This window comes from Actibacterium atlanticum, from assembly GCF_000671395.1.
Lineage (GTDB): Bacteria > Pseudomonadota > Alphaproteobacteria > Rhodobacterales > Rhodobacteraceae > Actibacterium_D > Actibacterium_D atlanticum.
The window spans coordinates 259,659-282,271 of sequence record NZ_AQQY01000002.1; the positions used below are offsets into that span (position 1 = coordinate 259,659).

28 protein-coding genes are annotated in these 22,613 nt (G+C 58.5%); 15 read left to right on the top strand and 13 right to left on the bottom strand.

Annotated elements, in window-relative coordinates; all coding sequences use genetic code 11:
• Window positions 1–43 precede the first annotated feature (43 nt).
• Complete coding sequence (locus tag ATO10_RS05220) at window positions 44–265, bottom strand: YdcH family protein (RefSeq protein WP_035248943.1); 222 nt, start codon at window positions 263–265, stop codon at window positions 44–46.
• A gap of 167 nt (window positions 266–432) precedes the next feature.
• On the opposite strand from ATO10_RS05220, the gene ATO10_RS05225 reads away from it, so the two are divergent.
• Together ATO10_RS05225 and ATO10_RS05230 are read left to right on the top strand one after the other, a co-directional pair.
• Complete coding sequence (locus ATO10_RS05225) at window positions 433–846, top strand: Hsp20 family protein (protein ID WP_035248945.1); 414 nt, start codon at window positions 433–435, stop codon at window positions 844–846.
• A gap of 12 nt (window positions 847–858) precedes the next feature.
• Window positions 859–1,098, top strand: coding sequence for a DUF1150 family protein (locus tag ATO10_RS05230; protein WP_035248947.1), 240 nt, complete (start codon window positions 859–861; stop codon window positions 1,096–1,098).
• Between the two features lie 53 nt (window positions 1,099–1,151).
• On the opposite strand, the gene ATO10_RS05235 is transcribed toward ATO10_RS05230, so the two are convergent.
• On the bottom strand, window positions 1,152–1,727 hold the full coding sequence (locus ATO10_RS05235) for a flavodoxin family protein (protein ID WP_035248950.1): 576 nt from the start codon (window positions 1,725–1,727) through the stop codon (window positions 1,152–1,154).
• A gap of 96 nt (window positions 1,728–1,823) precedes the next feature.
• On the opposite strand from ATO10_RS05235, the gene ATO10_RS05240 reads away from it, so the two are divergent.
• Entirely contained in the window at window positions 1,824–2,183 is a 360-nt protein-coding gene (locus ATO10_RS05240) for a winged helix-turn-helix transcriptional regulator (protein ID WP_035248953.1), read from the top strand.
• Window positions 2,184–2,232: 49 nt separating this feature from the next.
• Here ATO10_RS05240 and ATO10_RS05245 read toward each other — a convergent pair whose 3' ends face one another.
• A complete protein-coding gene (locus ATO10_RS05245; protein WP_035248956.1) occupies window positions 2,233–3,948 on the bottom strand; it encodes a bifunctional sulfate adenylyltransferase/adenylylsulfate kinase in 1,716 nt (571 codons plus the stop codon).
• Window positions 3,949–4,328: 380 nt separating this feature from the next.
• Here ATO10_RS05245 and ATO10_RS05250 point away from each other — a divergent pair, with 380 nt between their 5' ends.
• A complete protein-coding gene (locus ATO10_RS05250) occupies window positions 4,329–4,700 on the top strand; it encodes a hypothetical protein (protein ID WP_035248959.1) in 372 nt (123 codons plus the stop codon).
• Between the two features lie 46 nt (window positions 4,701–4,746).
• Here ATO10_RS05250 and trxB read toward each other — a convergent pair whose 3' ends face one another.
• Window positions 4,747–5,691 carry a thioredoxin-disulfide reductase gene (gene trxB / locus ATO10_RS05255; RefSeq protein ID WP_035248962.1) on the bottom strand — a complete coding sequence of 315 codons (945 nt, stop codon included), beginning with the start codon at window positions 5,689–5,691 and terminating at the stop codon, window positions 4,747–4,749.
• A 202-nt stretch (window positions 5,692–5,893) separates the two neighbouring features.
• On the opposite strand from trxB, the gene ATO10_RS05260 reads away from it, so the two are divergent.
• Window positions 5,894–6,394: an Lrp/AsnC family transcriptional regulator gene (locus tag ATO10_RS05260; protein ID WP_035248963.1), complete on the top strand. Its 501-nt coding sequence runs from the start codon at window positions 5,894–5,896 to the stop codon at window positions 6,392–6,394.
• Here the strand turns inward: ATO10_RS05260 and ATO10_RS05265 are convergent.
• The 5 genes from ATO10_RS05265 to lgt all read right to left on the bottom strand — a co-directional run bounded on the left by ATO10_RS05265 (window position 6,391) and on the right by lgt (window position 10,420).
• Complete coding sequence (locus ATO10_RS05265; RefSeq protein WP_051597959.1) at window positions 6,391–7,185, bottom strand: Hint domain-containing protein; 795 nt, start codon at window positions 7,183–7,185, stop codon at window positions 6,391–6,393. The two genes, ATO10_RS05260 and ATO10_RS05265, sit on opposite strands and share 4 nt — an antisense overlap.
• A 266-nt stretch (window positions 7,186–7,451) precedes the next feature.
• Window positions 7,452–7,589 (bottom strand): hypothetical protein, encoded by a 138-nt coding sequence (locus ATO10_RS16375; protein ID WP_155886690.1) that lies wholly within the window; start codon window positions 7,587–7,589, stop codon window positions 7,452–7,454.
• A 154-nt stretch (window positions 7,590–7,743) separates the two neighbouring features.
• Complete coding sequence (pgeF, locus tag ATO10_RS05270; protein WP_035248965.1) at window positions 7,744–8,502, bottom strand: peptidoglycan editing factor PgeF; 759 nt, start codon at window positions 8,500–8,502, stop codon at window positions 7,744–7,746.
• Window positions 8,499–9,563, bottom strand: a complete 1,065-nt coding sequence (locus ATO10_RS05275; RefSeq protein ID WP_035248967.1) for a class I SAM-dependent methyltransferase — start codon at window positions 9,561–9,563, stop codon at window positions 8,499–8,501. The genes pgeF and ATO10_RS05275 overlap by 4 nt, the downstream gene beginning before the upstream one ends.
• Window positions 9,560–10,420: a prolipoprotein diacylglyceryl transferase gene (gene lgt, locus ATO10_RS05280; protein WP_035248969.1), complete on the bottom strand. Its 861-nt coding sequence runs from the start codon at window positions 10,418–10,420 to the stop codon at window positions 9,560–9,562. Before lgt ends, ATO10_RS05275 begins: the two co-directional genes overlap by 4 nt.
• A 95-nt stretch (window positions 10,421–10,515) precedes the next feature.
• Between lgt and ATO10_RS05285 the strand changes: the two genes are divergently transcribed.
• Complete coding sequence (locus ATO10_RS05285) at window positions 10,516–10,755, top strand: accessory factor UbiK family protein (protein WP_035248971.1); 240 nt, start codon at window positions 10,516–10,518, stop codon at window positions 10,753–10,755.
• Window positions 10,756–10,773: 18 nt separating this feature from the next.
• On the opposite strand, the gene ATO10_RS05290 is transcribed toward ATO10_RS05285, so the two are convergent.
• Entirely contained in the window at window positions 10,774–11,058 is a 285-nt protein-coding gene (locus tag ATO10_RS05290) for a hypothetical protein (protein WP_035248974.1), read from the bottom strand.
• Window positions 11,059–11,259: 201 nt separating this feature from the next.
• On the opposite strand from ATO10_RS05290, the gene ATO10_RS05295 reads away from it, so the two are divergent.
• From ATO10_RS05295 to ATO10_RS05315, 5 genes are all read left to right on the top strand, one after another.
• The gene (locus ATO10_RS05295) at window positions 11,260–11,907 is read left to right on the top strand and encodes a hypothetical protein (RefSeq protein ID WP_155886691.1); all 648 of its coding nucleotides are present in this window, start codon (window positions 11,260–11,262) and stop codon (window positions 11,905–11,907) included.
• Between the two features lie 231 nt (window positions 11,908–12,138).
• On the top strand, window positions 12,139–12,642 hold the full coding sequence (locus tag ATO10_RS05300; protein ID WP_035248978.1) for a type III secretion system chaperone family protein: 504 nt from the start codon (window positions 12,139–12,141) through the stop codon (window positions 12,640–12,642).
• Between the two features lie 31 nt (window positions 12,643–12,673).
• Window positions 12,674–13,495, top strand: a complete 822-nt coding sequence (gene proC / locus ATO10_RS05305; protein WP_035248981.1) for a pyrroline-5-carboxylate reductase — start codon at window positions 12,674–12,676, stop codon at window positions 13,493–13,495.
• Window positions 13,492–13,830 carry a tRNA-binding protein gene (locus ATO10_RS05310; protein ID WP_035248984.1) on the top strand — a complete coding sequence of 113 codons (339 nt, stop codon included), beginning with the start codon at window positions 13,492–13,494 and terminating at the stop codon, window positions 13,828–13,830. The genes proC and ATO10_RS05310 overlap by 4 nt, the downstream gene beginning before the upstream one ends.
• The gene (locus ATO10_RS05315) at window positions 13,830–14,783 is read left to right on the top strand and encodes a 2-hydroxyacid dehydrogenase (protein WP_035248988.1); all 954 of its coding nucleotides are present in this window, start codon (window positions 13,830–13,832) and stop codon (window positions 14,781–14,783) included. Before ATO10_RS05310 ends, ATO10_RS05315 begins: the two co-directional genes overlap by 1 nt.
• Here the strand turns inward: ATO10_RS05315 and ATO10_RS05320 are convergent.
• On the bottom strand, window positions 14,780–15,358 hold the full coding sequence (locus tag ATO10_RS05320) for a thymidine kinase (protein WP_035248990.1): 579 nt from the start codon (window positions 15,356–15,358) through the stop codon (window positions 14,780–14,782). The genes ATO10_RS05315 and ATO10_RS05320 overlap by 4 nt on opposite strands.
• Window positions 15,359–15,709: 351 nt before the next feature.
• Here ATO10_RS05320 and ATO10_RS05325 point away from each other — a divergent pair, with 351 nt between their 5' ends.
• Window positions 15,710–16,168, top strand: a complete 459-nt coding sequence (locus ATO10_RS05325) for a hypothetical protein (RefSeq protein WP_035248991.1) — start codon at window positions 15,710–15,712, stop codon at window positions 16,166–16,168.
• 80 nt (window positions 16,169–16,248) lie between these two features.
• Here the strand turns inward: ATO10_RS05325 and ATO10_RS05330 are convergent, their stop codons facing one another.
• The gene (locus ATO10_RS05330) at window positions 16,249–17,373 is read right to left on the bottom strand and encodes a beta-ketoacyl-ACP synthase III (protein WP_035248993.1); all 1,125 of its coding nucleotides are present in this window, start codon (window positions 17,371–17,373) and stop codon (window positions 16,249–16,251) included.
• Window positions 17,374–17,561: 188 nt separating this feature from the next.
• On the opposite strand from ATO10_RS05330, the gene ATO10_RS15900 reads away from it, so the two are divergent.
• From ATO10_RS15900 to ATO10_RS05345, 3 genes are all read left to right on the top strand, one after another.
• On the top strand, window positions 17,562–17,987 hold the full coding sequence (locus ATO10_RS15900; protein ID WP_051597960.1) for a BrnA antitoxin family protein: 426 nt from the start codon (window positions 17,562–17,564) through the stop codon (window positions 17,985–17,987).
• Between the two features lie 99 nt (window positions 17,988–18,086).
• Window positions 18,087–18,473, top strand: a complete 387-nt coding sequence (locus ATO10_RS05340; RefSeq protein ID WP_035248995.1) for an MbcA/ParS/Xre antitoxin family protein — start codon at window positions 18,087–18,089, stop codon at window positions 18,471–18,473.
• The gene (locus ATO10_RS05345) at window positions 18,460–19,197 is read left to right on the top strand and encodes an RES family NAD+ phosphorylase (RefSeq protein WP_035248997.1); all 738 of its coding nucleotides are present in this window, start codon (window positions 18,460–18,462) and stop codon (window positions 19,195–19,197) included. The genes ATO10_RS05340 and ATO10_RS05345 overlap by 14 nt, the downstream gene beginning before the upstream one ends.
• A gap of 9 nt (window positions 19,198–19,206) precedes the next feature.
• On the opposite strand, the gene carB is transcribed toward ATO10_RS05345, so the two are convergent.
• On the bottom strand, window positions 19,207–22,521 hold the full coding sequence (carB, locus tag ATO10_RS05350; protein ID WP_035248999.1) for a carbamoyl-phosphate synthase large subunit: 3,315 nt from the start codon (window positions 22,519–22,521) through the stop codon (window positions 19,207–19,209).
• Between the last annotated feature and the right edge of the window lie 92 nt (window positions 22,522–22,613).

Sequence of the window (22,613 nt, forward strand, 5' to 3'; positions counted from 1 at the left end):
CCTCTTACGCTGCGAGAGCGCGCACTATAGCCATATGGGGCGGCTACGCAATAATGTCGGGCGTCAGGCGGTCTTCGATCGCTGCAATGCGGTCTTTGAGCGTCAGTTTTTGCTTTTTGAACCGCCGGATCGTGAACTGATCGGACAGGCCGCCGCGTTCTTCCAAGGCGGTGATTGCCTCGTCCAAATCACGGTGTTCCCGTTTGAGCACCTCCAGCTTCATGCGGAGAATCTCTTCGGTTTCCATTTCGCTGGCGATGTTCATTGGCTGTTAGCTTACTCATGGCAGGGTCCAGACCCGTAACATAGCGTTTTTCAGAGCTTGCGGGAAGGGTGGCCTTGCATGACAGCAATTCTTCCCCATATCTTAACCAAAGGTCGCCGCACGGGCGGGGCCACTGGAAACAGGTCGCTTCTTCAAGGACTTGCGCGATGACAAAACTTACCCTTGGCTCGCACCCTTATCTTTTGGGTTTTGAGCAGCTTGAACGTCTTCTGGAACGCAATGCGAAATCCGGGAATGAAGGCTACCCGCCCTTCAATATCGAGCAAACCTCTGAAAACAGCTATCGAATTACGCTGGCGGTTGCGGGCTTTTGCGACGATGATCTTGAGATCACCGTAGAAGACCGCCAATTGGTGATCCGCGGACGTCAGGCCGATGACACGGGTGATCGTGTGTTCCTGCATCGCGGTATCGCAGGTCGGCAATTTCAGCGTTCGTTCGTGTTGGCGGACGGGGTCGATGTGGCAGGTGCCGCGATGGAAAACGGCTTGTTGCATGTGGATCTGGAACGCGCCGCACCCGAGACTGTGGTCCAAAAAATCAAGATCAGTACGCGGTAGAAAGGGTTCATGATGGATACAGAACACGAAATTATCTTCTCGGCTGAAGATGGGCCCGAGGACCGGATCGTTTATGTCCGCGAAGTGGATGTGTCTGATCTGCCCGAGGAAGTCCAAGAACAGCTGGAGGGCGAAGAGACGCTCTATGCCGTGCATGACAGCGATGGCGAACGGCTGGCGCTGGTGAAAGAGCGGCACATGGCGTTTATCTTGGCGCGTCAGAATGAGTTCGCGCCGGTCAGCGTGCACTGATTAAAGCATTGATTTCAATGAAAACCGCCCGGGGATTCCCCGGGCGGTTTTGTTTATGCGCTCCAGCGCAGGGCGGCCTGGGCAATCCGTGCGCCATAGTGATGCGCGGTTTTGCGATCTGCCGAAGGCGGAGCAATATCGGGGCCGGCATCGGCCAGCGATTGCGCCATCGCGCCCAGGCTGGCGCCCATGCGGTTCATGCTGTCGTCCGAGCTTTGCGTCGTATTGTTGCCCGGCGGCAGGTCCAGCCCAACCCAGATCATCCCGTGCTGCGCCGCAAAGACCGACAGGGTCTGCAACGTGCCGGTTTTGTCACCCACCTGCGCGGCCGAGTTGGTGAAACCACCGGCGATCTTATCCTTCCAGCCCTGTTCCATCCATACGGCCGAGGAGGCATCCATGAACGCCTTAAACGGGGCTGAGACAGTGCCCATATAGGTCGGCGAGCCAAACACGATGGCATCGGCGCTTTCCAATGCGGGCAGGTCGGCGGCGGCGCTGTCTGCATCCAGCAGCTCGGCGGTGACGCCTTCGATTGAGGCAGCGCCTTCGGAAATGGCTTCGGCCTGAGCTTTCGTATGGCCATATCCACTGTGGTAGACCACAGCAACTTTGCGGGAGGTTGGCATTGATTTTCTCCAAATTTGTTATCTGAAGATACAGGTAGCGATTTGATTATTTTATAAAAGTAGGTATTTTAAAGTAACCAAATGAGGAATGGCCGAATGAAGTTTTCAGAAGCACCGATATCCTGCCCGATGGACGGGCTTTTGCGCGTTATTTCAGGGCCTTGGACAACGTTCATCCTGTGGCGCCTGTCGACCCATGGCACGTTGCGATTTGGTGAATTAAAGCGGCTGGTGCCCGGGGTTTCATCACGTCTGTTGACGGATCGCCTGCGCAAGCTGGAAGACGCGGGGATCGTCAACCGAGACTACAAGCCAACGATTCCGCCCGAGGTGTCCTATGCGCTTAGTCCGCGCGGGCAGGAGCTGCGCGAGGTGCTGAAACATCTCAGCGATTTGGCGATCAAATGGGACTTGGGGCAGGCCAAACACGGCGACGAAGCCGTCGCTTCGCAATAGAAAACGCCCGGCCGGGACCGGGCGTTTTAAGATTTTAACTGTCAGCTGTTTACTGCAGGCCGATCAGGCCCAGCGCTTCCAGCTTCAGCAGAACCTGATGTGCGCAGTTGTCGACGTCGACATTCTCGGTTTCAACGCGCAGTTCGGGGTTCTCAGGCACGTCATAGGGATCCGAGATGCCGGTGAACTCTTTGATCTTGCCTTCGCGGGCCAGTTTATACAGGCCTTTGCGGTCACGGCGCTCGCATTCCTCGATGGTGGTCGCAACGTGGACCTCGACGAAAGCGCCATACTGTTCGATCATCTCACGCACGGTGCGGCGGGTCGCAGCATAGGGCGCGATCGGGGCACAGATGGCGATACCACCGTTCTTGGTGATCTCAGAGGCCACATAACCGATACGCTGAATGTTCAGGTCGCGGTGCTCTTTGCTGAAGCCCAGCTCGGAGGACAGGTGCTTACGCACAACGTCGCCATCCAGCAGAGTGGTCGGGCGACCGCCCATTTCCATCAGCTTGACCATCAGCGCGTTGGCGATGGTCGATTTGCCCGAACCCGAGAAACCAGTGAAAAACACGGTGAAACCCTGTTGGGCGCGCGGCGGCTTGGTGCGACGCAGCTCTTTCACAACTTCGGGGAAGGAGAACCACTCGGGGATTTCCAGACCTTCGGCCAGACGGCGGCGCAGTTCTGTACCCGAGATGTTCAGGATGGTGACTTCGTCCTTATCGGCGATCTCGTCGGCAGGTTCGTATTGGGCGCGCTCCTGCACATAAACCATGTGCTTGAAGTCGACCATTTCGATGCCCATTTCCTCGGCGTTTTCGCGGAACAGATCCTGCGCGTCGTAGGCGCCATAGAAATCTTCGCCTGCCGAGTTTTTACCCGGGCCTGCGTGGTCGCGGCCGATGATGATGTGCGAGCAGCCAAAGTTCTTACGGATCAGACCGTGCCAAACAGCTTCGCGCGGGCCAGCCATGCGCATGGCCAGCGGCAGCAGCGACATGGTTGTGGTCGACTGCGGGTACTTGTCCAGAACGGCCTCGTAGCAGCGCACGCGGGTGAAGTGATCCACGTCGCCCGGCTTGGTCATGCCGACAACGGGGTGGATAAGCAGGTTCGCCTGCGCGTCTTTCGCAGCGCGGAAGGTCAGTTCCTGGTGCGCACGGTGCAGCGGGTTGCGGGTTTGGAACGCAACCACTTTGCGCCAGCCCAGCTTGCGGAAATAGGCGCGCAGCTCGTTGGGAGTGTCGCGGCGGGCGCGGAAATCATAGTGCACGGGCTGCTGGATACCGGTGACGGGGCCACCCAGATACACTTTGCCAGCGTGGTTGTGCAGGTAGTTCACAGCCGGGTGGGCCAGATCGTCTGCACCGAAGACTTTTTCAGCTTCTTTGGCTTTGTTCGGCACCCAGTTGTCGGTAACCGACATGATGGCCAGCAGAACGCCTTCCTGGTCGCGCAGGGCGATGTCCTGACCGGGCTCCAGGCCTTCGGCGAACTCTTCCGAAACGTCCAGAGTGATGGGCATCGGCCACAGCGAACCGTCGGCCAGACGCATGTTTTCAACAACGCCGTCGTAATCTTCTTCGGTCAAAAAGCCTTTCAGCGGGTTGAAACCGCCATTCATAAGCAACTCAAGGTCACAAATTTGGCGCGGTGTCAGGTCCCAGCTAGGCAGATTGCCAGCTTCGTCCTTAAGTTTCAGCGCGCTTTCGTGGGAAACATAGAGCTCCGGGATGGGAGCGAGGTTTGGCATGGACATGTCGTAACTCGATTTTGGGTCATTCAAATAGCATGCTTCCCCCTGAAGTGCATGCTTGAAGGCGGCGTAAACCGTCTCGGGCGCAATTTCAACTGCTCGGGCGGCTTGTTTTGCAACTGCGGCATAAAGAACGCGAAAACGCCCATAACTGGAAATATTTCCCTCACAATGCCCTTATTTTGAACTCTCCAGTGCCATGATGTGCCGCTAAACACTTCAGAATTGTTCGAAGGCCTGTTTGGGCTGCGTTGTTTGAGTGTCGACCGGGGAAACCTGTCGCGCGTCAACAACCGGTTTGAACATTGTTGTGAAAGTATCAAGTGACGTGTTTTTCAAAGAGAGAAACCTGACGCCATTAGGAACTTACAGGACCTATCAAAATGAAAAAACTATGTTCATCTTTCATGGTTGGTGCATTTGCCTTGTTCGCAGCAGCGCCGACACCTGTCGCAGCTGACGACACCTACGAAGTTCAAAAGCTGTTTCCCAACCCCAATGATCAGATCGGTATCCGCAAGGTGACCGGGATCGAATCCTTTAACGGGGTCGGTGTGCTGATCATTCAGTGGAACCCATCGCTGGCTGGCGATAGCGAAATCTTGTCGCGCGTCGAAAAGATGTGTTCGACACAACCCAACCGGTCCGGCGAGATCGAGATCGTGCAAGGTTTCAACGATTCCACGGATACGGATGAGAATGGTCTGTCGATCCCGACGCGCTCGGGCATGATTGAGTGTCTACTCAAAGTCTAAACGCGATCGGGATCATTGTTCACTATCGGATGCCTGGCGGCGGGCCTCAGTCCTCGGCGCCAGCCAGAAAGCGTTCTGCTTCAAGCGCGGCCATGCAGCCCATGCCAGCGCTGGTGACGGCCTGACGATATTTGTGATCGGTCAGATCACCCGCAGCGAAGACTCCCGGGATTGAGGTTTCAGTGCTGTCCGGCTTGGTCACCACATAACCCCCCATATGGGTCTCAAGCTGATCTTTCACCAGTTCCGAGGACGGCGCGTGGCCGATCGCGATGAACACACCCTTACAGGGCACTTCGGTTATTTCGCCGGTTTTGACGTTCTTGGCGCGCACGCCTTCGACGCCTTTTGGCATGTCCGTGCCGAACACCTCGTCCAGCTGATGATCCCAAAGGATCTCAACCTTTTCATTCTTGAAAATCCGGTCTTGCAGGATCTTCTCTGAACGCAGGCTGTCGCGGCGGTGGATAAGCGTAACCTTGGAGGCGAAATTTGTCAGGAACAGGGCCTCTTCGACCGCAGTGTTGCCGCCCCCCACGACGACCACTTCCTGACCACGGTAAAAGAACCCGTCACAGGTGGCACAGGCCGACACGCCGAAACCTTTGAACGCTTCTTCCGATTCCATGCCCAGCCAACGCGCCTGTGCGCCGGTCGCCAAAATCACCGCATCGGCCGTGTAAGTCGTGCCGCTGTCGCCTTTGGCGGTAAAGGGGCGTTTGGACAGGTCCAGATCACTGATGTGATCCCCGATGATTTCAGTTCCGACTTCTCGGGCGTGCTTTTCCATGTTGACCATCAGGTCGGGGCCTTGGATTTCGACTTCGCCGGGCCAGTTTTCGACCTCGGTGGTAATGGTCAGCTGTCCACCGGGTTGAATACCCTGGACCAGAATGGGCTCCAGCATCGCGCGCGAGCCGTATACCGCCGCCGTGTAGCCTGCCGGGCCGGACCCGATGATCAGTAGTTTGGTATGCCGCGTGTCACCCATGACCGCCCCTTTCCGTTTTTTATCCCCAGAGCATATAGCCCCGTCGCCTGCGGCATTAAAGAGAGAGATCACATCACGAAGAAGTGCCCTGCGCAGGGCATTGCGTCGCGTTTTTAGAATACTTAAAAAAGTTGCGCCACCGCGAAATATTATTGCGCTCGGATATTGCCCGGCGTAGTATCCGCAAAAAACGGAGACAGGGATGCCGGGTTCGAAACTCGATCCGATTGATCGCATGATCTTGGCCGAATTACAGGCCGATGGGCGAATGACCAACGTAGAGCTGGCCAGACGTGTGGGGATTTCCGCCCCACCGTGTTTGCGCCGTGTTCGCACCTTGGAAGAATCTGGGTTTATCCGGGGCTATCACGCTGATGTCGATGCCCGCGAGCTGGGCTTTGAGGTTCAGGTGTTCGCCATGGTCGGTCTGCAAAGTCAGGCCGAGGCTGATCTGTCAGCGTTCGAAGAGCGGTGCCGGGGATGGCCTCTTGTGCGTGAATGCCACATGCTGAACGGCGAGGTGGATTTCATCCTGAAATGCGCGGCGCCGGATTTGTCGACTTTCCAGACCTTCCTGACCGAAGAACTGACCGCCGCCGAAAATGTGGCAAGCGTAAAGACCTCGCTTGTGATCCGTGGCGCCAAGGACGAGCCGGGCGTGCCGTTCGATGTGCTGGAAGCGCGGATTGCGCAGAGCGCTTAAGCCGCGCGCATTCCCTCAAATTCAAACGCCGTAATCCGGGGCAGGGGCATCGGGCCAAAGTCGGCCATATTGCGCACATGCGGAAACAGTCCCGTGAACACATCCCAGCTGGCGCGATCCATCATTTGATCGGCGCTTTCGCCGGGATGGAAGCTTTCGGTTTCAACACCATTGGCGCGCAGGGTTTGCTGCCCGTAAAACGCCAGATGATAGGTGCGCACCGGCGTGACCGGGCGTATGTCGATCAGGTTCACTCCATCCACAAATGCGCGTGCCGGGGCAAAGGCCGAGGGCGTGCCAAACATCGTGGTACAGCCCTGATGTTTGAACAGCATCCTTGCGCGCGGTCCCAGCATCAGGTCGGGCATCGGACGCCCGATACCAAAGGTGTCTGCTGAAATGCGGATCAGGCGACTGTCGTCATTGTTCAGGCCGGGCATATCGGGGAACACCTGCATAGAGCCGATCCAAAGCAGCTTTTGCAGGCCATTATCTACGGTTTCGATCTCCATGCCGGGTTCTAGATCCTCAACAGCGGTCGGGCCGTATTCTGTCGGGATCAAAGTGCCGCGCGCATAGGAGGCGAAAGCAGTTTCAAAATCTGGGGTGGCCGGGGCCGTCACCGTGGTGTCGATCCGATGGCCGGAAGGTGTCAGACCGGCAATCTCATATTTGCGCGTCAGAGGCGTGGCGCGCAGAGATTGCCGGTCTGGACTAACCGTCGAGAGAGTGGGCTTGGAGGCCCGGGTATCCGACGCGAGGCTGGCGTCGGGAAGGCGAGGGTACGACATGCGAACAGTCCTTGAGGCTGTCACATCTGCAACGGCCCCCACCGGATACGCAGACGAACTTGTTGAGACTGAATTTGCCTCAATTTGTCTGATCCTGTCAAAATTTTGCTGGATTTGGCGCTTGGATCGCCCGCAATGCGGGGCGTGTCAGATCACTGTTTCCGAAACGGCGGTTAATCCCGCCTTATTCTGATTCTCACCGGTCCGAATCAAAAACCCCCGCACAGGGTGCGGGGGCTGTATAAATAGTCGGCGGTGGGCGTGGGTCAGGCCCGTGCCACAACGCGCAGTTTCGGGGCCGGTTCGCGACGGCGCTGCTTTTGGCTGCGGGTCCACGGCAGGTCGGGTGTCTCTTTGGCGGTTTCTTCCAGAACCCACTTCATCCAACGACGATTGCTTTTCATCTGCTCTCTCCTGACCTGCGCGCCCTTTGGGCTTGCGCGATTGTTTCTGTCCTCGTGCCATAACTGGCGTTGGACCCATATTGATTACGCAATGGGGCGGGTCTGTGGCCGGGAATGTGTCATTTTGGGGTCAAGGCGTGAAAGAAATATGGCCTTACAGCCGGATCGCCGAGATCAGCCGACCATAGTCTGCTTCGCCCGCATGGGTCGTGCGACGATAAGAATAGAACCGGTCAGGGTCGTGATAGGTGCAATGGTTGATCCAAGAGGCCGCCCCAACACCCGCTTGGCGTAGCCGGTGCAAACCGAAAGACGGCAGGTCGAACTGGTATTTGTCGTCACGGGCGCCGTTCGCAAAGAACTGTTGGTGGTCGGGGTCTTCTGCCAAGAAGGCCTCAAGGAATTCCTGCCCAACCTCATAAGCGCCCTGACTGATACAGGGCCCGATCACGGCAACGGTATCGGCGCGCTGGGCGCCCAGCCCCTCCATTGCGTCCAACGTCGCTTCCAGAACACCATCCAACGCGCCGCGCCAACCGGCATGGGCCGCGCCAATCACGCCCGCCCGGGCATCAGCAAACAGCACGGGCTGACAATCGGCCGTCAGGATGGTCAGCGCCAGACCGGGCTTGTCGGTCACAACCGCATCTGCGGTTTTACCGCTTTGGCCCGGCGCCTGAACGACTACCGCATCACCGGAATGCACCTGATGCACCCCGATCAACGCGTCTGGGGCCACCTCCATCGCGGCCGCTACGCGGGCACGGTTGATCCGAACCACCTCGGACAGGTCCGACGATCCGGCACCGCAATTCAGCCCCGAGAACACCCCCGAAGACGCCCCGCCACGGCGGGTGAAAAATCCATGCCTAAGAGGCAGCAACTCATCGCTTGTCAGTATTTCAAGGCTCATGAAGCAAATCCGGGTGGTGTAGGCGCGCCTTTGGGCAACAGCGCCAGCGTTTTGAAGAGCGTTCCCATTTCCTGGGGATGGGTCAAGCGGCGATGTGCGGAAATGTGATTTTCCAGCGCTTCCCCGCGCAGCTTTTGGGCCAAGGCCTGTGCGCGTGCGGTGATGCCAAGGCGTTCCAGAAATACACCCTGAGCCGTCATCTGCGGCACTTGCAGGCCCACCGCCGCCTTTGCGACGGCTTCAAACTCGACATGGGCGGTCAGATCCGCAAGACCCGGCTCTGCCAATGCGTCCACAGGTTTGTGATCGCGCAATGCCTGAAACGTATCACCCAAAGACCGCCAATCGCCGTAATCCAAGATCAGTGCTGCGCCGCCATGGGCGGCGATTCGGGCGCTGATCTGCGCGGTGATCGGGGCGGCGGCCGGGCAAAATTCGACGATGTCGCCCGGGTTTGTATCCCCCAGCCGGTGATCTAGCGCGGCAATGGGCGCGGGCGCCGACAAACCCATCGACAGCGCGCCATCTTTCAACGCTACCTGAACTTCGCGCCAGCCTTTTTCGTCGCGTTGGAACTGGCGGATGGGCAGGGCATCGAAGAACTCGTTTGCAACAAGGAACAATGGGGCCTGTGGCAAAGCGTCTATCGTATCGCTCCAAGTGACGTTGTGGTCGCCGAGACGTTCTTGTTGGATGCCAGCAAGGGTTTCAGAGGCTTCGATCAGATGCACGTTGGCCGCCTTTAGAAAGCCGGGCACCTTAGCCGTTACACGCAGGATGTCCGCCATCAAAGTGCCACGGCCCGGCCCGGGCTCGGCCAGCGTAAAGGGGGTGGGGCAGCCCTGATCCATCCAGCACTGCGCCAGCCAAAGCCCGATCATCTCGCCAAACATCTGGCTGATCTCGGGGGCGGTGATGAAATCCCCCCCCCGCCCGAACGGATCACGCGTGGCGTAATAGCCGTGATCGGGATGCAGCAGGCACTCGGCCATATAATCCGACAGGCTGATCGGCCCCTGCGCCGCGATCCGGCGTTTCAGAATGTCAGCCAGTTCCGTCATGCTTTGCGGCGCGCGATCACGATCAGGGCGACGCCAAAGGCGACCATGGGCAGAGACAGTAACTGACCCTGTGATAGCCCTACACCGCCCGAGTGGATGACCCATCCCGCCGGATTGTCCGGCGTTACGAACTGTGCATCGGCTTGCCGGAACAGCTCTACAAATATGCGCGCCAAACCGTAGCCTGCGAAAAACACACCGGTGATTTGCCCGGGGCGTTTTAACCAATGCCGCCCAAAGACCAGCCACAGGATCACCACCATCAGCACAAGACCTTCGAGCGCCGCTTCATAAAGCTGTGAGGGATGGCGGGGCAGACCCATTGGATCGGTGGGAAAGATCATCGCCCAGGGTACGTCCGTGGCGCGCCCCCAAAGTTCGCCATTGATAAAGTTGGCCATTCGACCAAAGAACAGCCCCAACGGCGTCGCCACAGCCAAAGCATCGGCGGCTGACAATAGTATGATCCCGTGTTTTCGACAGAACCAGATCAGCGCCAGCATCACACCCAACAGCCCGCCGTGAAACGCCATCCCGCCCTGCCACAGTATCGGGATTTCCAACGGGTTCTGCAGGTAGTGCATCGGTTTATAGAACAGCACAAAGCCCAGTCGCCCGCCCAGGATCACGCCAAAGATCACCCAAGTCAGAAGTTCCTCGACCTGCTCGGGCGTCATCGGTGCCGTCTGTCCGGGCCAAAGGCGCGGCGTCTTCATCAGGCGCACCACCAGACGCCAGCCCACGATCAGCGCAACGATATACGCCATCGCGTACCACCGCAGGGCAAATTCGAACCCGAAAAGCGAGATCGAGAAGATTTCAGGGCTGATATCGGGGTAGGACCAGATTGCTTGCATATCTGCCTCTTGCCTGTTGGGCGCGGCGCAAGTCAACCTTGAGCTTACGTCGCTTGCAGCCCATATAGGGATCAAATGTAACGCCGGAGGCGCAAATGCAGAGTCGCAACAAATTTTTCGATGACATGTCGCAGCTGATGACCAATGCGATGGGCGTGGCGCAAGGCGCCAAGGACGAAGCCGAGACCGCGTTCAATTCGATGATCGAGCGCTGGTTGGCAGATCGTGATTTCGTAACCCGTGAAGAGTTTGACGCGGTGCGGGCCATGGCACAGAAGGCGCGCGAAGAAAATGAAGCGTTGAAAGCCCGGATTGAGGCGCTGGAAGCCAAGTAACAGGCTTAACGCATCCAATTAGCGCAGCGAAAATTCCCCGGCGCTTAGTCCGCCAGCGCGGCTTAGCGCGCTGAGCTGTTTGAACATCGACTCCAGAGTACGCGAGTAACGGATCGTGGCGCTGTCTCTTTCGGCCGCGTTCTGGGCGTTGTGCATTGCAAAATGGGCCAGCTCTGCGGCGCGCAGAATTTGACGCAAATCGCTGAGATGATCCGTTTCGACATCGGTCTGGGTTGCAGCAGTGTTCGGCCACAAGGGCGTAATAACATTGCTCTCGGTTTTGGAATTATCTTTTTTGTTCAATTTGCTACTCGCTGTATGAACATTGTTCAATGAGTGGTGCTGTCGTAATGCGCGATCTTGTATTTGATCTGCGCAACTTAAGGCATATTTATCTTGAAACGACAAGGAAAATATGCCTTATGGGCCTTAGCTGATTTATTTGTCGTGAGCGGCGTGTCATTGTGCGCCGAAATGATGCTAAATCCAGCGCGATCTGCGGCGATGGCCAATAGAATACGTGAGCTCGTCGAAGATGGGCTTGCAAAGAAAGGCGTGTCTGCACGGCGCGCCTCTATGGACGTTGTCGGCCACGACGGTTTGATTCGCGACATCCGCGCCGGGCGTATGCCCAGCTTTGATCGGTTGATCGCATTGTTTGAGTATCTCTCGGTGCCGGTCTCATTCGGTCCGGCTTCGGGGCAGAAGTTGTTTGGTATGGCCGAAGACGCACCTTCTCAATCCTCCACCAGTTTTGAACAGCCTGCCGCCGGGCAGGCCGGTGCGATGCTGCCGTTTCCTTGGCACCCCGCTAGTGGCAAACGTGGCATGGCGCCGGTGGGCTTGTCCGCAGCTTGGCTTACCGAAAACGAACTGCGGCCAGAGCATCTTTCGGTGGTGATTGCCCCTTGGGACGGGCGGGAGCGGTTCGCTTTGTTGGATTGCGAAGCGGCCCGTGACGGCAGCAATCACATCTGGGGGCTGATTGAGGCCGGGCAGTTGGCGCTGGCGCGCATCACTTGGCAAGACCCTGAGATGATCGTGATTTCCTGGGGGGATGCGCGCCCCGCACGCGCCTTTTCTACAAAGGCGTCCGAGCCCCGCTTGCTGGGCCGGTTGGTCTGGATGGGCGACGCGATTTTGCGCGGTTAGCAGATGCTCACATCCCTTTTTCAACACGTCTGGCCGGTTGCTGACTTGTTGCGCGTCAATGCGCGCTAAACCCCTCTTCCTGTTGATAACTCGAAATTAGCCCTTTACAGGTCCGCCCTTTCGTAACACCATATCTAGTAAGGGTGTTGGGCGAAACACGCCGCACCTAGAGCAGGCACCTAAGCCTTGTGGGGCTGCCATCCCGCGTGGCTACAACAAAAGAGGCCGGGCATGTCACTTTCAGAAGAATTCCTTCACACCGAAGAATTGCACCCTATCGACATCGTTGAACACATCGCCGAGCACCATGATTGGGAGTTCGACCGGGTGCATGATGATCAGATCGCCATGGCCGTAGAGGGCCAGTGGCGGACTTATTCCATCACCCTGGCCTGGTCGGCCTATGATGAAACGCTTCGGATGATCTCGACCTTTGAAATGGACCCGCCCGAAGACAAGCTTCCCCAACTTTACGAGGCGCTGAACCGTGCCAACGACCAATGCTGGACCGGGGCGTTCACCTACTGGCATGAACAGCGATTGATGGTTTACCGCTATGGTCTGGTCATGGCGGGCGGGCAGGTCACCACCGCCGAACAGATCGATCGTTTGATCGGCGCCGCTGTGGGGGCATCCGAGCGCTACTACCCCGCTTTCCAACTGGTGTCCTGGACGGATCAATCCCCCGAGGAAGCCATGCAGGTTGCCATTGCAGAGGCCTACGGGCGCGCCTAACCTGCCCCCCGGATCAACAACGGGGTTCACCATGAATATGCAAGACGTACATCGCCGCGGTCTGGGGCTTCTGGGCTGCGGTAAGATGGGATCAGCCATGTTGCAGGGCTGGCTGGCGCAGGGCGTGCCGGCCTCGTCGGTTTGGGTGATTGATCCCTATCCGTCGGATTGGCTGCAAGGGCTGACGACGCAGGGCTTGCATTTGAACGACGGTTTGCCCGACAGCCCCGCCATCCTTTTGGTTGCTGTAAAGCCGCAAATGATGCGCGAAGCGCTGCCGGACGTCGCCAGATACGGCGATGGCGCAACGCTGTTCATTTCAGTCGCCGCCGGCACACCGATTGCTTTGTTCGAAGACATGCTGGGGCCTGAAACTCCGATCATCCGCGCCATGCCTAACACCCCGGCTGCAATTGCACGTGGCATCACTGCAATCGTGGGCAATGCGCAGGCGGGAGAAGATGCGCTGGATCTGGCCGAAGACCTGCTGTCGGCGGTCGGGCAAACCGTGCGACTGGATGGCGAAGACCAGATGGATGCGGTGACGGCGGTTTCAGGCTCGGGGCCTGCCTATGTCTTTCACCTGATCGAAACGCTTGCCGCTGCTGGCGTCGCGCAGGGCCTGCCCGCTGATCTGGCGATGAAACTGGCCAAGGCCACGGTTGGCGGGGCTGGGCAACTGGCCGAAGACGCCGACGACGACCCTGCGCAACTGCGGGTCAATGTCACCTCGCCCGGAGGCACAACCGCCGCCGCGCTTGAGGTGTTGATGAACCCTGACACCGGTTTTCCCGATCTGCTGAGCCGCGCGGTCAAAGCTGCGGCAGATAGGGGCAGGGAGCTTGCGAGATGAGCCAGATCAGCTTTGATGACTTCGCCAAAGTGGATATCCGCGTCGGTCGGATCATCCGGGCCGAGCCCTTCCCCGAAGCCCGCAAACCGGCCTATAAGCTGTGGATTAACTTTGGCCCCGAGATCGGCGAAAAGAAATCGTCGGCGCAAATCACCAAACATTACGATCTGGATCAGCTGGTCGGAAAAGAGGTGCTGGCCGTGGTGAACTTCCCGCCCCGCCAGATAGGCCCGGTCATGTCGGAAGTGTTGGTTCTGGGCCTGCCTGATGAGGATGGCGAAGTGGTGCTGTTGCGCCCCGATCTGGATGTGCCGCTTGGCGGGAAGATGTTCTGATGACCCGCATCCTGATCTCGCGCCCCTTACCGGACCCCGTAATCGACGCCGCCCGCGCTTTGGGGGACGTGGCCGTGCGGCCCCAGACCCTGCCGATGACCGGCGATGAACTGCGCGCCGCGTTAATCGGGTATGACGTGATCCTGCCGACGTTGGGCGATATGTTCAGCGCGGATATCCTGGGCTCTGTCGATCAGCCCCGCACCCGACTTCTGGCGAATTTCGGGGTTGGCTATAACCACATCGACGCGGCGGCCTGCGCGGCGAAAGGCATCGCTGTTACCAACACGCCGGGCGCCGTCACAGATGCCACGGCGGATATCGCGATGACGTTGATCCTGATGTCATGCCGCCGCGTGGGCGAGGGTGAACGAACCCTGCGCGCTGGAAAATGGGAAGGCTGGCACCCGACCCAGATGCTGGGGCAGCATGTGTCAGGCAAAACCGTGGGAATCATTGGCATGGGCAGGATCGGGCAAGCCATCGCGCGGCGCTGTCATTTTGGGTTTGGCATGGATGTCGTGTTCTTTAATCGCTCAGCCAAATCGGTAGATCTTCCTGCAACGCAACTGGACAGCATCAATGATGTGGCCGCTCAGGCGGACGTGGTGGTGGTGGCTGTGCCCGGGGGCACGCAAACCCATCACCTGATCGGGGCAGATGTTTTTGCCGCGATGCAGCCATCGGCGCATTTCGTGAATATTTCGCGTGGCGATGTGGTGGATGAATCTGCCTTGATCACCGCGTTGCAAAGCGGCCAGATCAGAGGGGCGGGGCTGGACGTGTATGAGTTTGAACCCAAGGTGCCCGATGCGCTGATCCAGATGCAGAACGTCACGTTGCTGCCGCATCTGGGCACGGCCGCGCTGGAGGTACGCACCGCGATGGGCCTGATGGCTGTCGATAATATCCGGGCTTATCTGGCGGGCGAGGCCCTGCCGAACGCGGTCTAGCGGTCCATCTCTTGACGCCAGTGGCGGCGGCACAGCGACACATAGGTTTCATTGCCGCCAATCTGCACCTGCGCCCCATCACGCAACGCTTTGCCATCTTCACCAAGCCGCACCACCATCGTGGCCTTCTTACCGCAATGACAGATCGTGCGTACTTCGCGCATTTCATCTGCCAGCGCCAAAAGGGCGGCCGAACCGGGAAACAATTCCCCCCGAAAATCGACCCGCAGCCCGTAACACATCACGGGTACCCTTAGGTCATCCACCGCGCGGGCAAGCTGCCAAACCTGATCTTTGCTTAAAAATTGTGCTTCGTCGATAAATACGCAAGCACAGGGACCTTGGTCTAATCTGCGGCGGAGGATCGCAAACAGATCATCATCTTCTTGAAACAATGCTGCGGTATCGCCGATGCCGATTCTGGAGGCGATGCGCCCCTTGCCAGCCCGGTTGTCCAGCCGCGCCGTCATTAGAAACGGCTCCATTCCGCGTTCGCGATAGTTATGCGCGGCTTGTAGCAGGATTGTCGATTTCCCTGCATTCATTGTCGAATAATGGAAGTAAAGCTTGGCCATATACGCTTATCCCGCTGCACAGCGCGGCATTCAAGGGCCAAACGGAAAACAGGCCCAACCGCCCCCGCAGAAGGGAACGACCAGGCCTGTAAGACTTATAAACATCACCTAATAATGCTCAAGGCAAGGCTGCCGCCACGTTTCCGATCAAGGCCGGAGTAGCACCCTCCCCCGGGGGGCCATGGGGCAGCCTTTACTCGAACCGACGTTAGGGAAAGGCCGGTTACTCGCACCAATCCCGCCGCAACGGGATTGATTAATATATGACAAAAGTGTTTTTCCCTATTAATGGGAAAAGGGTGCGGGCATTCCCCGCCCATAAATGAAGACTGAGTTAACAGGTGGAAAAGTATGGCAGGGGTCGGAAGCTATTTGAAGAAGCATAGCGAGGCGCTGGTAAAGGATGTGGGTATCGAAGCCGCCTGCAAACTGACCGGTCGTTCCAAAGCGACCCTTGGTCGGTACTATTCGGACGCCGAGGAACATTCGGACCGTTTCATGCCGGTGGACGCGGTTGCGGCGCTAGAGCAAGAGGCGAGTTTCCCCTATGTCACGACGGCATTGGCCGAGCTTAAAGGCATCACACTGTCTTACAAGCAGGCGTCAAAAAACGACGACTCGTCAGGCGGGGTCAATTCCGACGTCGTGGCGTTGTCACAGCGGTTTGCCATGTTGATGTCGGAATACAGCCAGTCGATCGAGGACGGGATCATCACCATCAACGAGGCCAAACGCCTGTTGCGTGAAACCGTAGCCCTGCAAGAGGTGTTGTTGGATATGAAACTTCACCTTGAAGAAGAGTCTGGCTGACATCGCCCAAAGCGTTGATGCGGAGCCTTCAATCTCTGCGCAAAAGCTTTACCAAAGGTGTCTTGTGCGGGCGTCGCGGATCAGCTGCGGCGTTCAAGGATGACAGAGCCAACAGAATATCCAGCCCCGAAAGAACAGATCAGCCCCAGGTCTCCGGATGCCAAATCGCTGGAATACTTGGAAAAAGCGATGATCGACCCTGCGGAAGAGGTGTTGGCATAGTCTTGCAGGATATTGGGTTGTTGGCCCGGTTCCGGCGCGCGGCCAAGCACCTTTTTGCCGATGAAATCGTTCATGGTCTTGTTGGCCTGATGCAGCCAGAGCCGTTTTAGATCAACGGCTTGGACGTTTTCGGATTTCATGTGGGTCAGGATGTGGTCGGACACCAACGGCAGAACCTCTTTGAAAACCTTGCGGCCGTTTTGCATGAACTGCATGTCACGGCGATCCTCCATCCCGCCGGGGCGGGTGCGGCGCAAAAAGCCGTTATTGTTCCGTATGTTATTGGAAAACTGCGTGGCGCAGCGGGTCGATCTGATCGCGAAATGAGCGCCCTTTGCGTCTGCGACCCGTTCCAGCAACACGGCGGTGCAGACGTCGCCAAAGATGAAATGACAGTCACGATCACGCCATTCCAGATGGGCGCTGCAAATCTCGGGGTTCACGACTAAGGCTTTGGAAATGCTGCCGGATTTGATCATGTCTGCGGCGGCCTGAATGCCGAATGTCGCCGAGGAACAGGCGACATTCATGTCAAACCCAAACCCGCCGCAGCCCAGAAGTTGTTGAATTTCAACGGCAATCGCCGGGTAAGCGCGTTCATGGTTTGACGCGGCGACCAGCACGGCATCCACTTGATCGGCGTTCACTCCGGCTTGATCCAGCGCTGTCTGGCAGGCTTTCACGCCCATTTCGGCCATCACGCTGGGGGTGTCATCGGGGCGCTCGGCCAGCACGGGGTGCATGATGTCCGGGTCAAGAATCCCTTTTTTATCAAGCACATATCGCTGTTCTATGCCCGAGGCCTTGATGATGAATTCGGTCGAAGACTGCGGGACGGGCTGCGCCGCGCCCGACGCGATGGCCTCGGCATTTTCAGCGTTTACCCGGTCGGCGTAGGCGTTGAAGGCGGTGACCAGCTCATCATTGGTGATGACCTGATCGGGGGTGAACACCCCGCTGCCGGTGATAGCTGCCTGCGTCATGAAAATCCCCTCCACCCGTTAATGGTTTGAGGGGAGGGCAAAGCTGCGCAGGGGTCAAGCGGCGCCCGAATTTACGTTGCGGCAGGGCATGCACAAGCGATGCACATCCGATGCACAACCCATGCGCACGATTGTGCACCCGGGCGTTAACCATTGGGCGGCAGATTGGGCGGTGAAAGGAGCCCATGATGCGACAGGTAGAACCCGACAAGATGACCAAGACCGAGCGGCTGCATTGGAGTTACGGCGTCGATGCGCTGAACATGATCGAGCATGACCTGCACAGCCGTCTGGGCCTGCTGGGGGCGTTGCCGAGTGAATGGCATCAGATTTGCAATGACGATGATAAGCGCGATGTGAAACGCACCCGCGTGACGATTGCCTTGGACGCGGATGTGGTGAAGTTTTTCAAAGCGCTGGGGCCGGGCTATCAGCCGCGCATGAACCGTGTTCTGCGGGCGTTCATGCACATGCGGCTGGCCAAGCTGATCGACGGGCCAGACACCACCGACTACATCCTGCGCCCCGAAGAGGTGATGCGCGACGGCGAGGCCAAACCGCGCTGGGGCGATACCAAGCGCAAGCTGGGCGAGATGGGGATTGAGGAGGGTTGAATCATATGCTTGTTCGCAAGTGAAGATAATGCTTGAAAAATTCACAATTAAGTATGATATTCACCCTATGAGGTGAACCCGAACTCTGGGAGGTTTCTCATGCGCACCCAGTTTAACTCGGATCGTGGAGATCAGCCTGATCCCAATGCCGTGCTGACAAAGGCGGTGATGCGTGCGGCCAGTTTGATGGATGTGAGTCAGGTAGAGCTTGCGGCAATCCTAGGGTTGTCCGAAGCCAAGATATCGGCTGTTGCCAAACATGGGGCTGTGCTTCCTGACCGCCCGCTGAACCGCAATATGGCCGCTTATTTTGTGCGGATATTCCGCTCGCTTGACGCGATTGTCGGCGGAGATCAGGCGGTTGCAGCAAGCTGGCTGCGCAATCATAATGTGGTGCTTGGGCACGCACCGATTGACGCGATGAAGTCGGTCGCTGGATTGGTGCATGTGATGGACTATCTGGACCAACGCCGTGCCCCCCTTTGACCTGACGCCGATGGCGGGCGCGGCGGTTCGGTTCGCCGAAGATCAAAACCGGGCTTCTAGCATGAAATTGGTGGATGATCTGGAGGAACAGAGCATTCTGGAAGAGCTGCTGGACGCGTCCAAGCCGCCGGTGCCCGTCGAATGCGCCCATCTGCATTACCTTTTGTTCACGCCGTTTCGTTATGTGCCGCGGGTTTCGTCGCGGTTTCGGCGTGCGGGCGACGCGCGCGGGGTTTTATACGCGGCAGAGAATCTGGAAACGGCAGCGGCTGAGACGGCATTCTATGCCTTGCTTTTCTATGCGGAAAGCCCGGACACCGCCCCGCCAAACGGGCATGTGTCGCGCACCTGTTTTAAGCTGCGATATCGCGCGGATGCGGCGCTGGATCTGACAGTGCCGCCGTATTCTGATGACGCGACGCTGAGTGATCCGGTGGATTACACGGCAAGCCTGGCGCTGGCCGAGGCCGTCCGCGATGCGGGCGGGCAAGTGATCCGATCTACGTCGGTGCGCGACCCAGGGGCGCGAGCCAATATCAACATCCTGAGCTGTGATGCGATCGAAAATCGGCCACCCTCGGATAGCGCGGGCTGGCAGTTCTGGGTGAAACCCGAAGCGGTTCTTGCCAAAGAGGATTTTTGCGGGGGTCAGTCTTTTGAGTTCAGGATTGCCGAATTTGCCAACGATCCGCGCATCCAGAGCTGGCTGGATGCGCGACGTTAGGGTGTCGGCTTACTGCTGCAAGCTGCGGACGTCGACGTCGCCTTCTTCGCGGGACTTCATCGCCAGCGCGGCGGCGTGGGACGCGGCGGCGGTGGTGAAGTAGGGGATCTTGTCATAGAGCGCGACCGAGCGGATTTCGCGGCTGTCGTTGACGGCCTGTGCGCCCTCGGTGGTGTTCATGACCAGCTGGATGCCGCCGTCTTTCATCGTGTCGACGATGTTGGGGCGGCCTTCATAGACTTTGTTCACCACTTCGCAGGCGATGCCGTTGCCTTCAAGGAAGGACGCGGTGCCGCGGGTGGCGACGATTTCAAAGCCCAGATCGACCAGCGTTTGTGCGGTTTCGACCAGCGTGGGCGATTTGTCGTCATCCTTGATCGAGAAGAACACCTTGCCCTCGGTCGGCAGGGTGACGCCTGCGCCCATCTGCGCCTTGAGGAAGGCGCGGGGGAAGGATTTATCCCACCCCATGACTTCACCGGTTGAACGCATTTCGGGGCCAAGGATCGTGTCGACGCCGGGAAAGCGGGCGAAGGGCATGACGGCCTCTTTGACCGAGAACCACGGCATGTTCGGGTCCACCAACGTCATCGGATCGGCGGCGGGTTGACCGGCTTTGTCGGCAGGGCGCAGCGGGAAGTCGGTCAGCTTTTCACCGGCCATGATGCGCGCCGCAATCGAGGCAATCGCGCTGTCGGTGGCTTTAGCCACAAACGGCACGGTGCGCGAGGCACGGGGGTTGACCTCGATCAGGTAGATATCGCCATCCTTGATCGCGAACTGGATGTTCATCAGGCCGACAACGTTCAGCGCCAGTGCCAGCGCGTTGGTTTGCGCCTTGATCTGGTCGATCAGGTCTGCGGACAGCGAGTAGGGCGGCAGCGAGCAGGCGGAGTCGCCCGAGTGCACGCCGGCCTCTTCGATGTGTTGCATGATGCCGGCGATGTGGACGTTCTTGCCGTCGCACAGGGCATCCACATCCAGTTCGGTCGCGCCGGAAAGGTAGCTGTCAAGCAGGACCGGGCTGTCGCCGGAAACCACCACGGCCTCGGCGATGTAGCGTTCCAGCTGGGCCATGTCGCGCACGATTTCCATCGCGCGGCCCCCCAGCACGTAGGACGGGCGGATGACCAGTGGGAAGCCGATTTCCTCTGCGATCTCAAGGGCTTGGGCGTCGGTGGAGGCGATGCCGTTTTTCGGCTGTTTGAGGCCCAGCTCATTGACCAGCGCCTGGAAACGCTCGCGGTCTTCGGCAAGGTCGATGGCGTCCGGCGTGGTGCCCAGGATCGGGATGCCTTCGGCTTCCAAAGCATTCGCCAGTTTCAGCGGGGTCTGGCCGCCAAACTGAACGATCACGCCGTGCAGTGTGCCGTTTTCCTGTTCCACGCGCAGGATTTCCATCACGTGTTCAAAGGTCAGCGGCTCGAAATACAGGCGATCCGAGGTGTCATAGTCGGTTGAAACCGTTTCGGGGTTACAGTTGACCATGATGGTTTCATAGCCTGCGTCGGTCAGCGCAAAACAGGCGTGACAGCAGCAGTAATCAAACTCGATCCCCTGACCGATCCGGTTGGGGCCACCGCCCAAAATGACGACCTTCTTTTTGTCGCTGGGGCGGGCTTCGCATTCGACGTCGCCCATCACCGGGGCTTCGTAGGTCGAGTACATGTAGGGGGTCTGCGCTTCGAATTCGGCGGCGCAGGTGTCGATGCGTTTGAAGCTGGCGGTGACGCCAAGGTTCAGGCGCGCCCGGCGGACCTGTGCTTCGTCGCGGCCGGTCAGATTGGCCAAACGGGCGTCGGTGAAGCCCAGCATCTTGAGCGCGCGCAGGCCTTCTTCGGTCACGGGTAGGCCGTTCTTGCGCACGTCTTCTTCGGCGTCCACGATCTCGCGGATGCGGTCCAGGAACCAAGGGTCAAAGGCGGTGGCGGCGATGATTTCATCGTTGGTCAGGCCGTGACGCATGGCTTGCGCGATGGTGCGCAGGCGGTCGGGCGTGGCGACGGAGATCGCCTTGGTGACGGCAGCCTTGTCAGGGGCGCCTTCGATTTCAACCTCATCAAAACCGGTCAGGCCCGATTCCATCGAGGCCAGCGCTTTTTGCATGCTCTCGTGGATGGTGCGGCCGATCGACATGGCCTCGCCCACCGATTTCATCGCGGTGGTCAGGTGCGGTTCTGAGCCCGGGAATTTTTCGAATGCGAATTTCGGGATCTTGGTGACGACATAGTCGATGGTCGGCTCGAAGCTGGCCGGGGTGACTTTGGTAATGTCATTGTCCAGCTCATCGAGCGTATAGCCGACGGCCAGTTTCGCGGCGATCTTGGCAATCGGGAAACCGGTGGCTTTGGAGGCCAGTGCAGACGAGCGCGACACGCGCGGGTTCATCTCAATCACCACCATGCGGCCGTCTTTAGGGTTCACGGCCCACTGCACGTTCGAGCCGCCGGTTTCCACACCGATTTCACGCAGCACGTTGATGGAGTGCGTGCGCATGATCTGGTATTCTTTGTCGGTCAGGGTCAGGGCGGGGGCGACGGTGATGGAGTCGCCAGTGTGTACGCCCATCGGGTCAACGTTTTCGATGGCGCAAACGATGATGGCGTTGTCGGCGCGGTCGCGCACGACTTCCATCTCGTATTCTTTCCAGCCCAGAAGTGATTCATCGACCAGAATCTGGTTCACCGGCGAGGCATCCATGCCCGAGCGGCAATAGTGGATGTAGTCATCGCGGTTGTAGGCCACGCCGCCGCCGGTGCCGCCCAGGGTAAAGGCGGGGCGGATGATGGCGGGCAGGCCAATTTCTTCCAGATCGTCGAGTGCGATTTGCACCCCGGCGTCCAGATCGGTGCTGCCGTCCTCTTTCGTGGGGGCGGTGACGATGGTGGCCTTGGGGTTTTCGATGCCCAGACGGTCCATCGCTTCGCGGAACAGCTTGCGGTCTTCGGCCATTTCAATGGCGTCGCGTTTGGCGCCGATCATTTCCACGCCAAACTTATCCAGCACACCCATTTCTTCGACGGCCAATGCGGTGTTCAGGCCGGTTTGCCCGCCCATGGTGGGCAGCAGCGCATCGGGGCGTTCTTTTTCGATGATCTTGGCGACGACCTCAGGGGTGATCGGCTCGATATAGGTCGCATCGGCCAGTCCGGGGTCGGTCATGATGGTCGCCGGGTTCGAGTTGACCAGAATCACCCGGTAGCCTTCTTCGCGCAGCGCTTTACAGGCTTGCGCGCCCGAGTAGTCAAATTCGCAGGCCTGACCAATAATAATTGGCCCCGCGCCGATGATCATGATGGAGTTGATATCGGTTCTTTTAGGCATGGTACGACCCTCGGCGATTGGCAAAATCTTGGGGGTTATAGCCAAGCAAAACACAGGCGCAAGCCCCCCTTGCGCGGATTCTCGAAAAACCA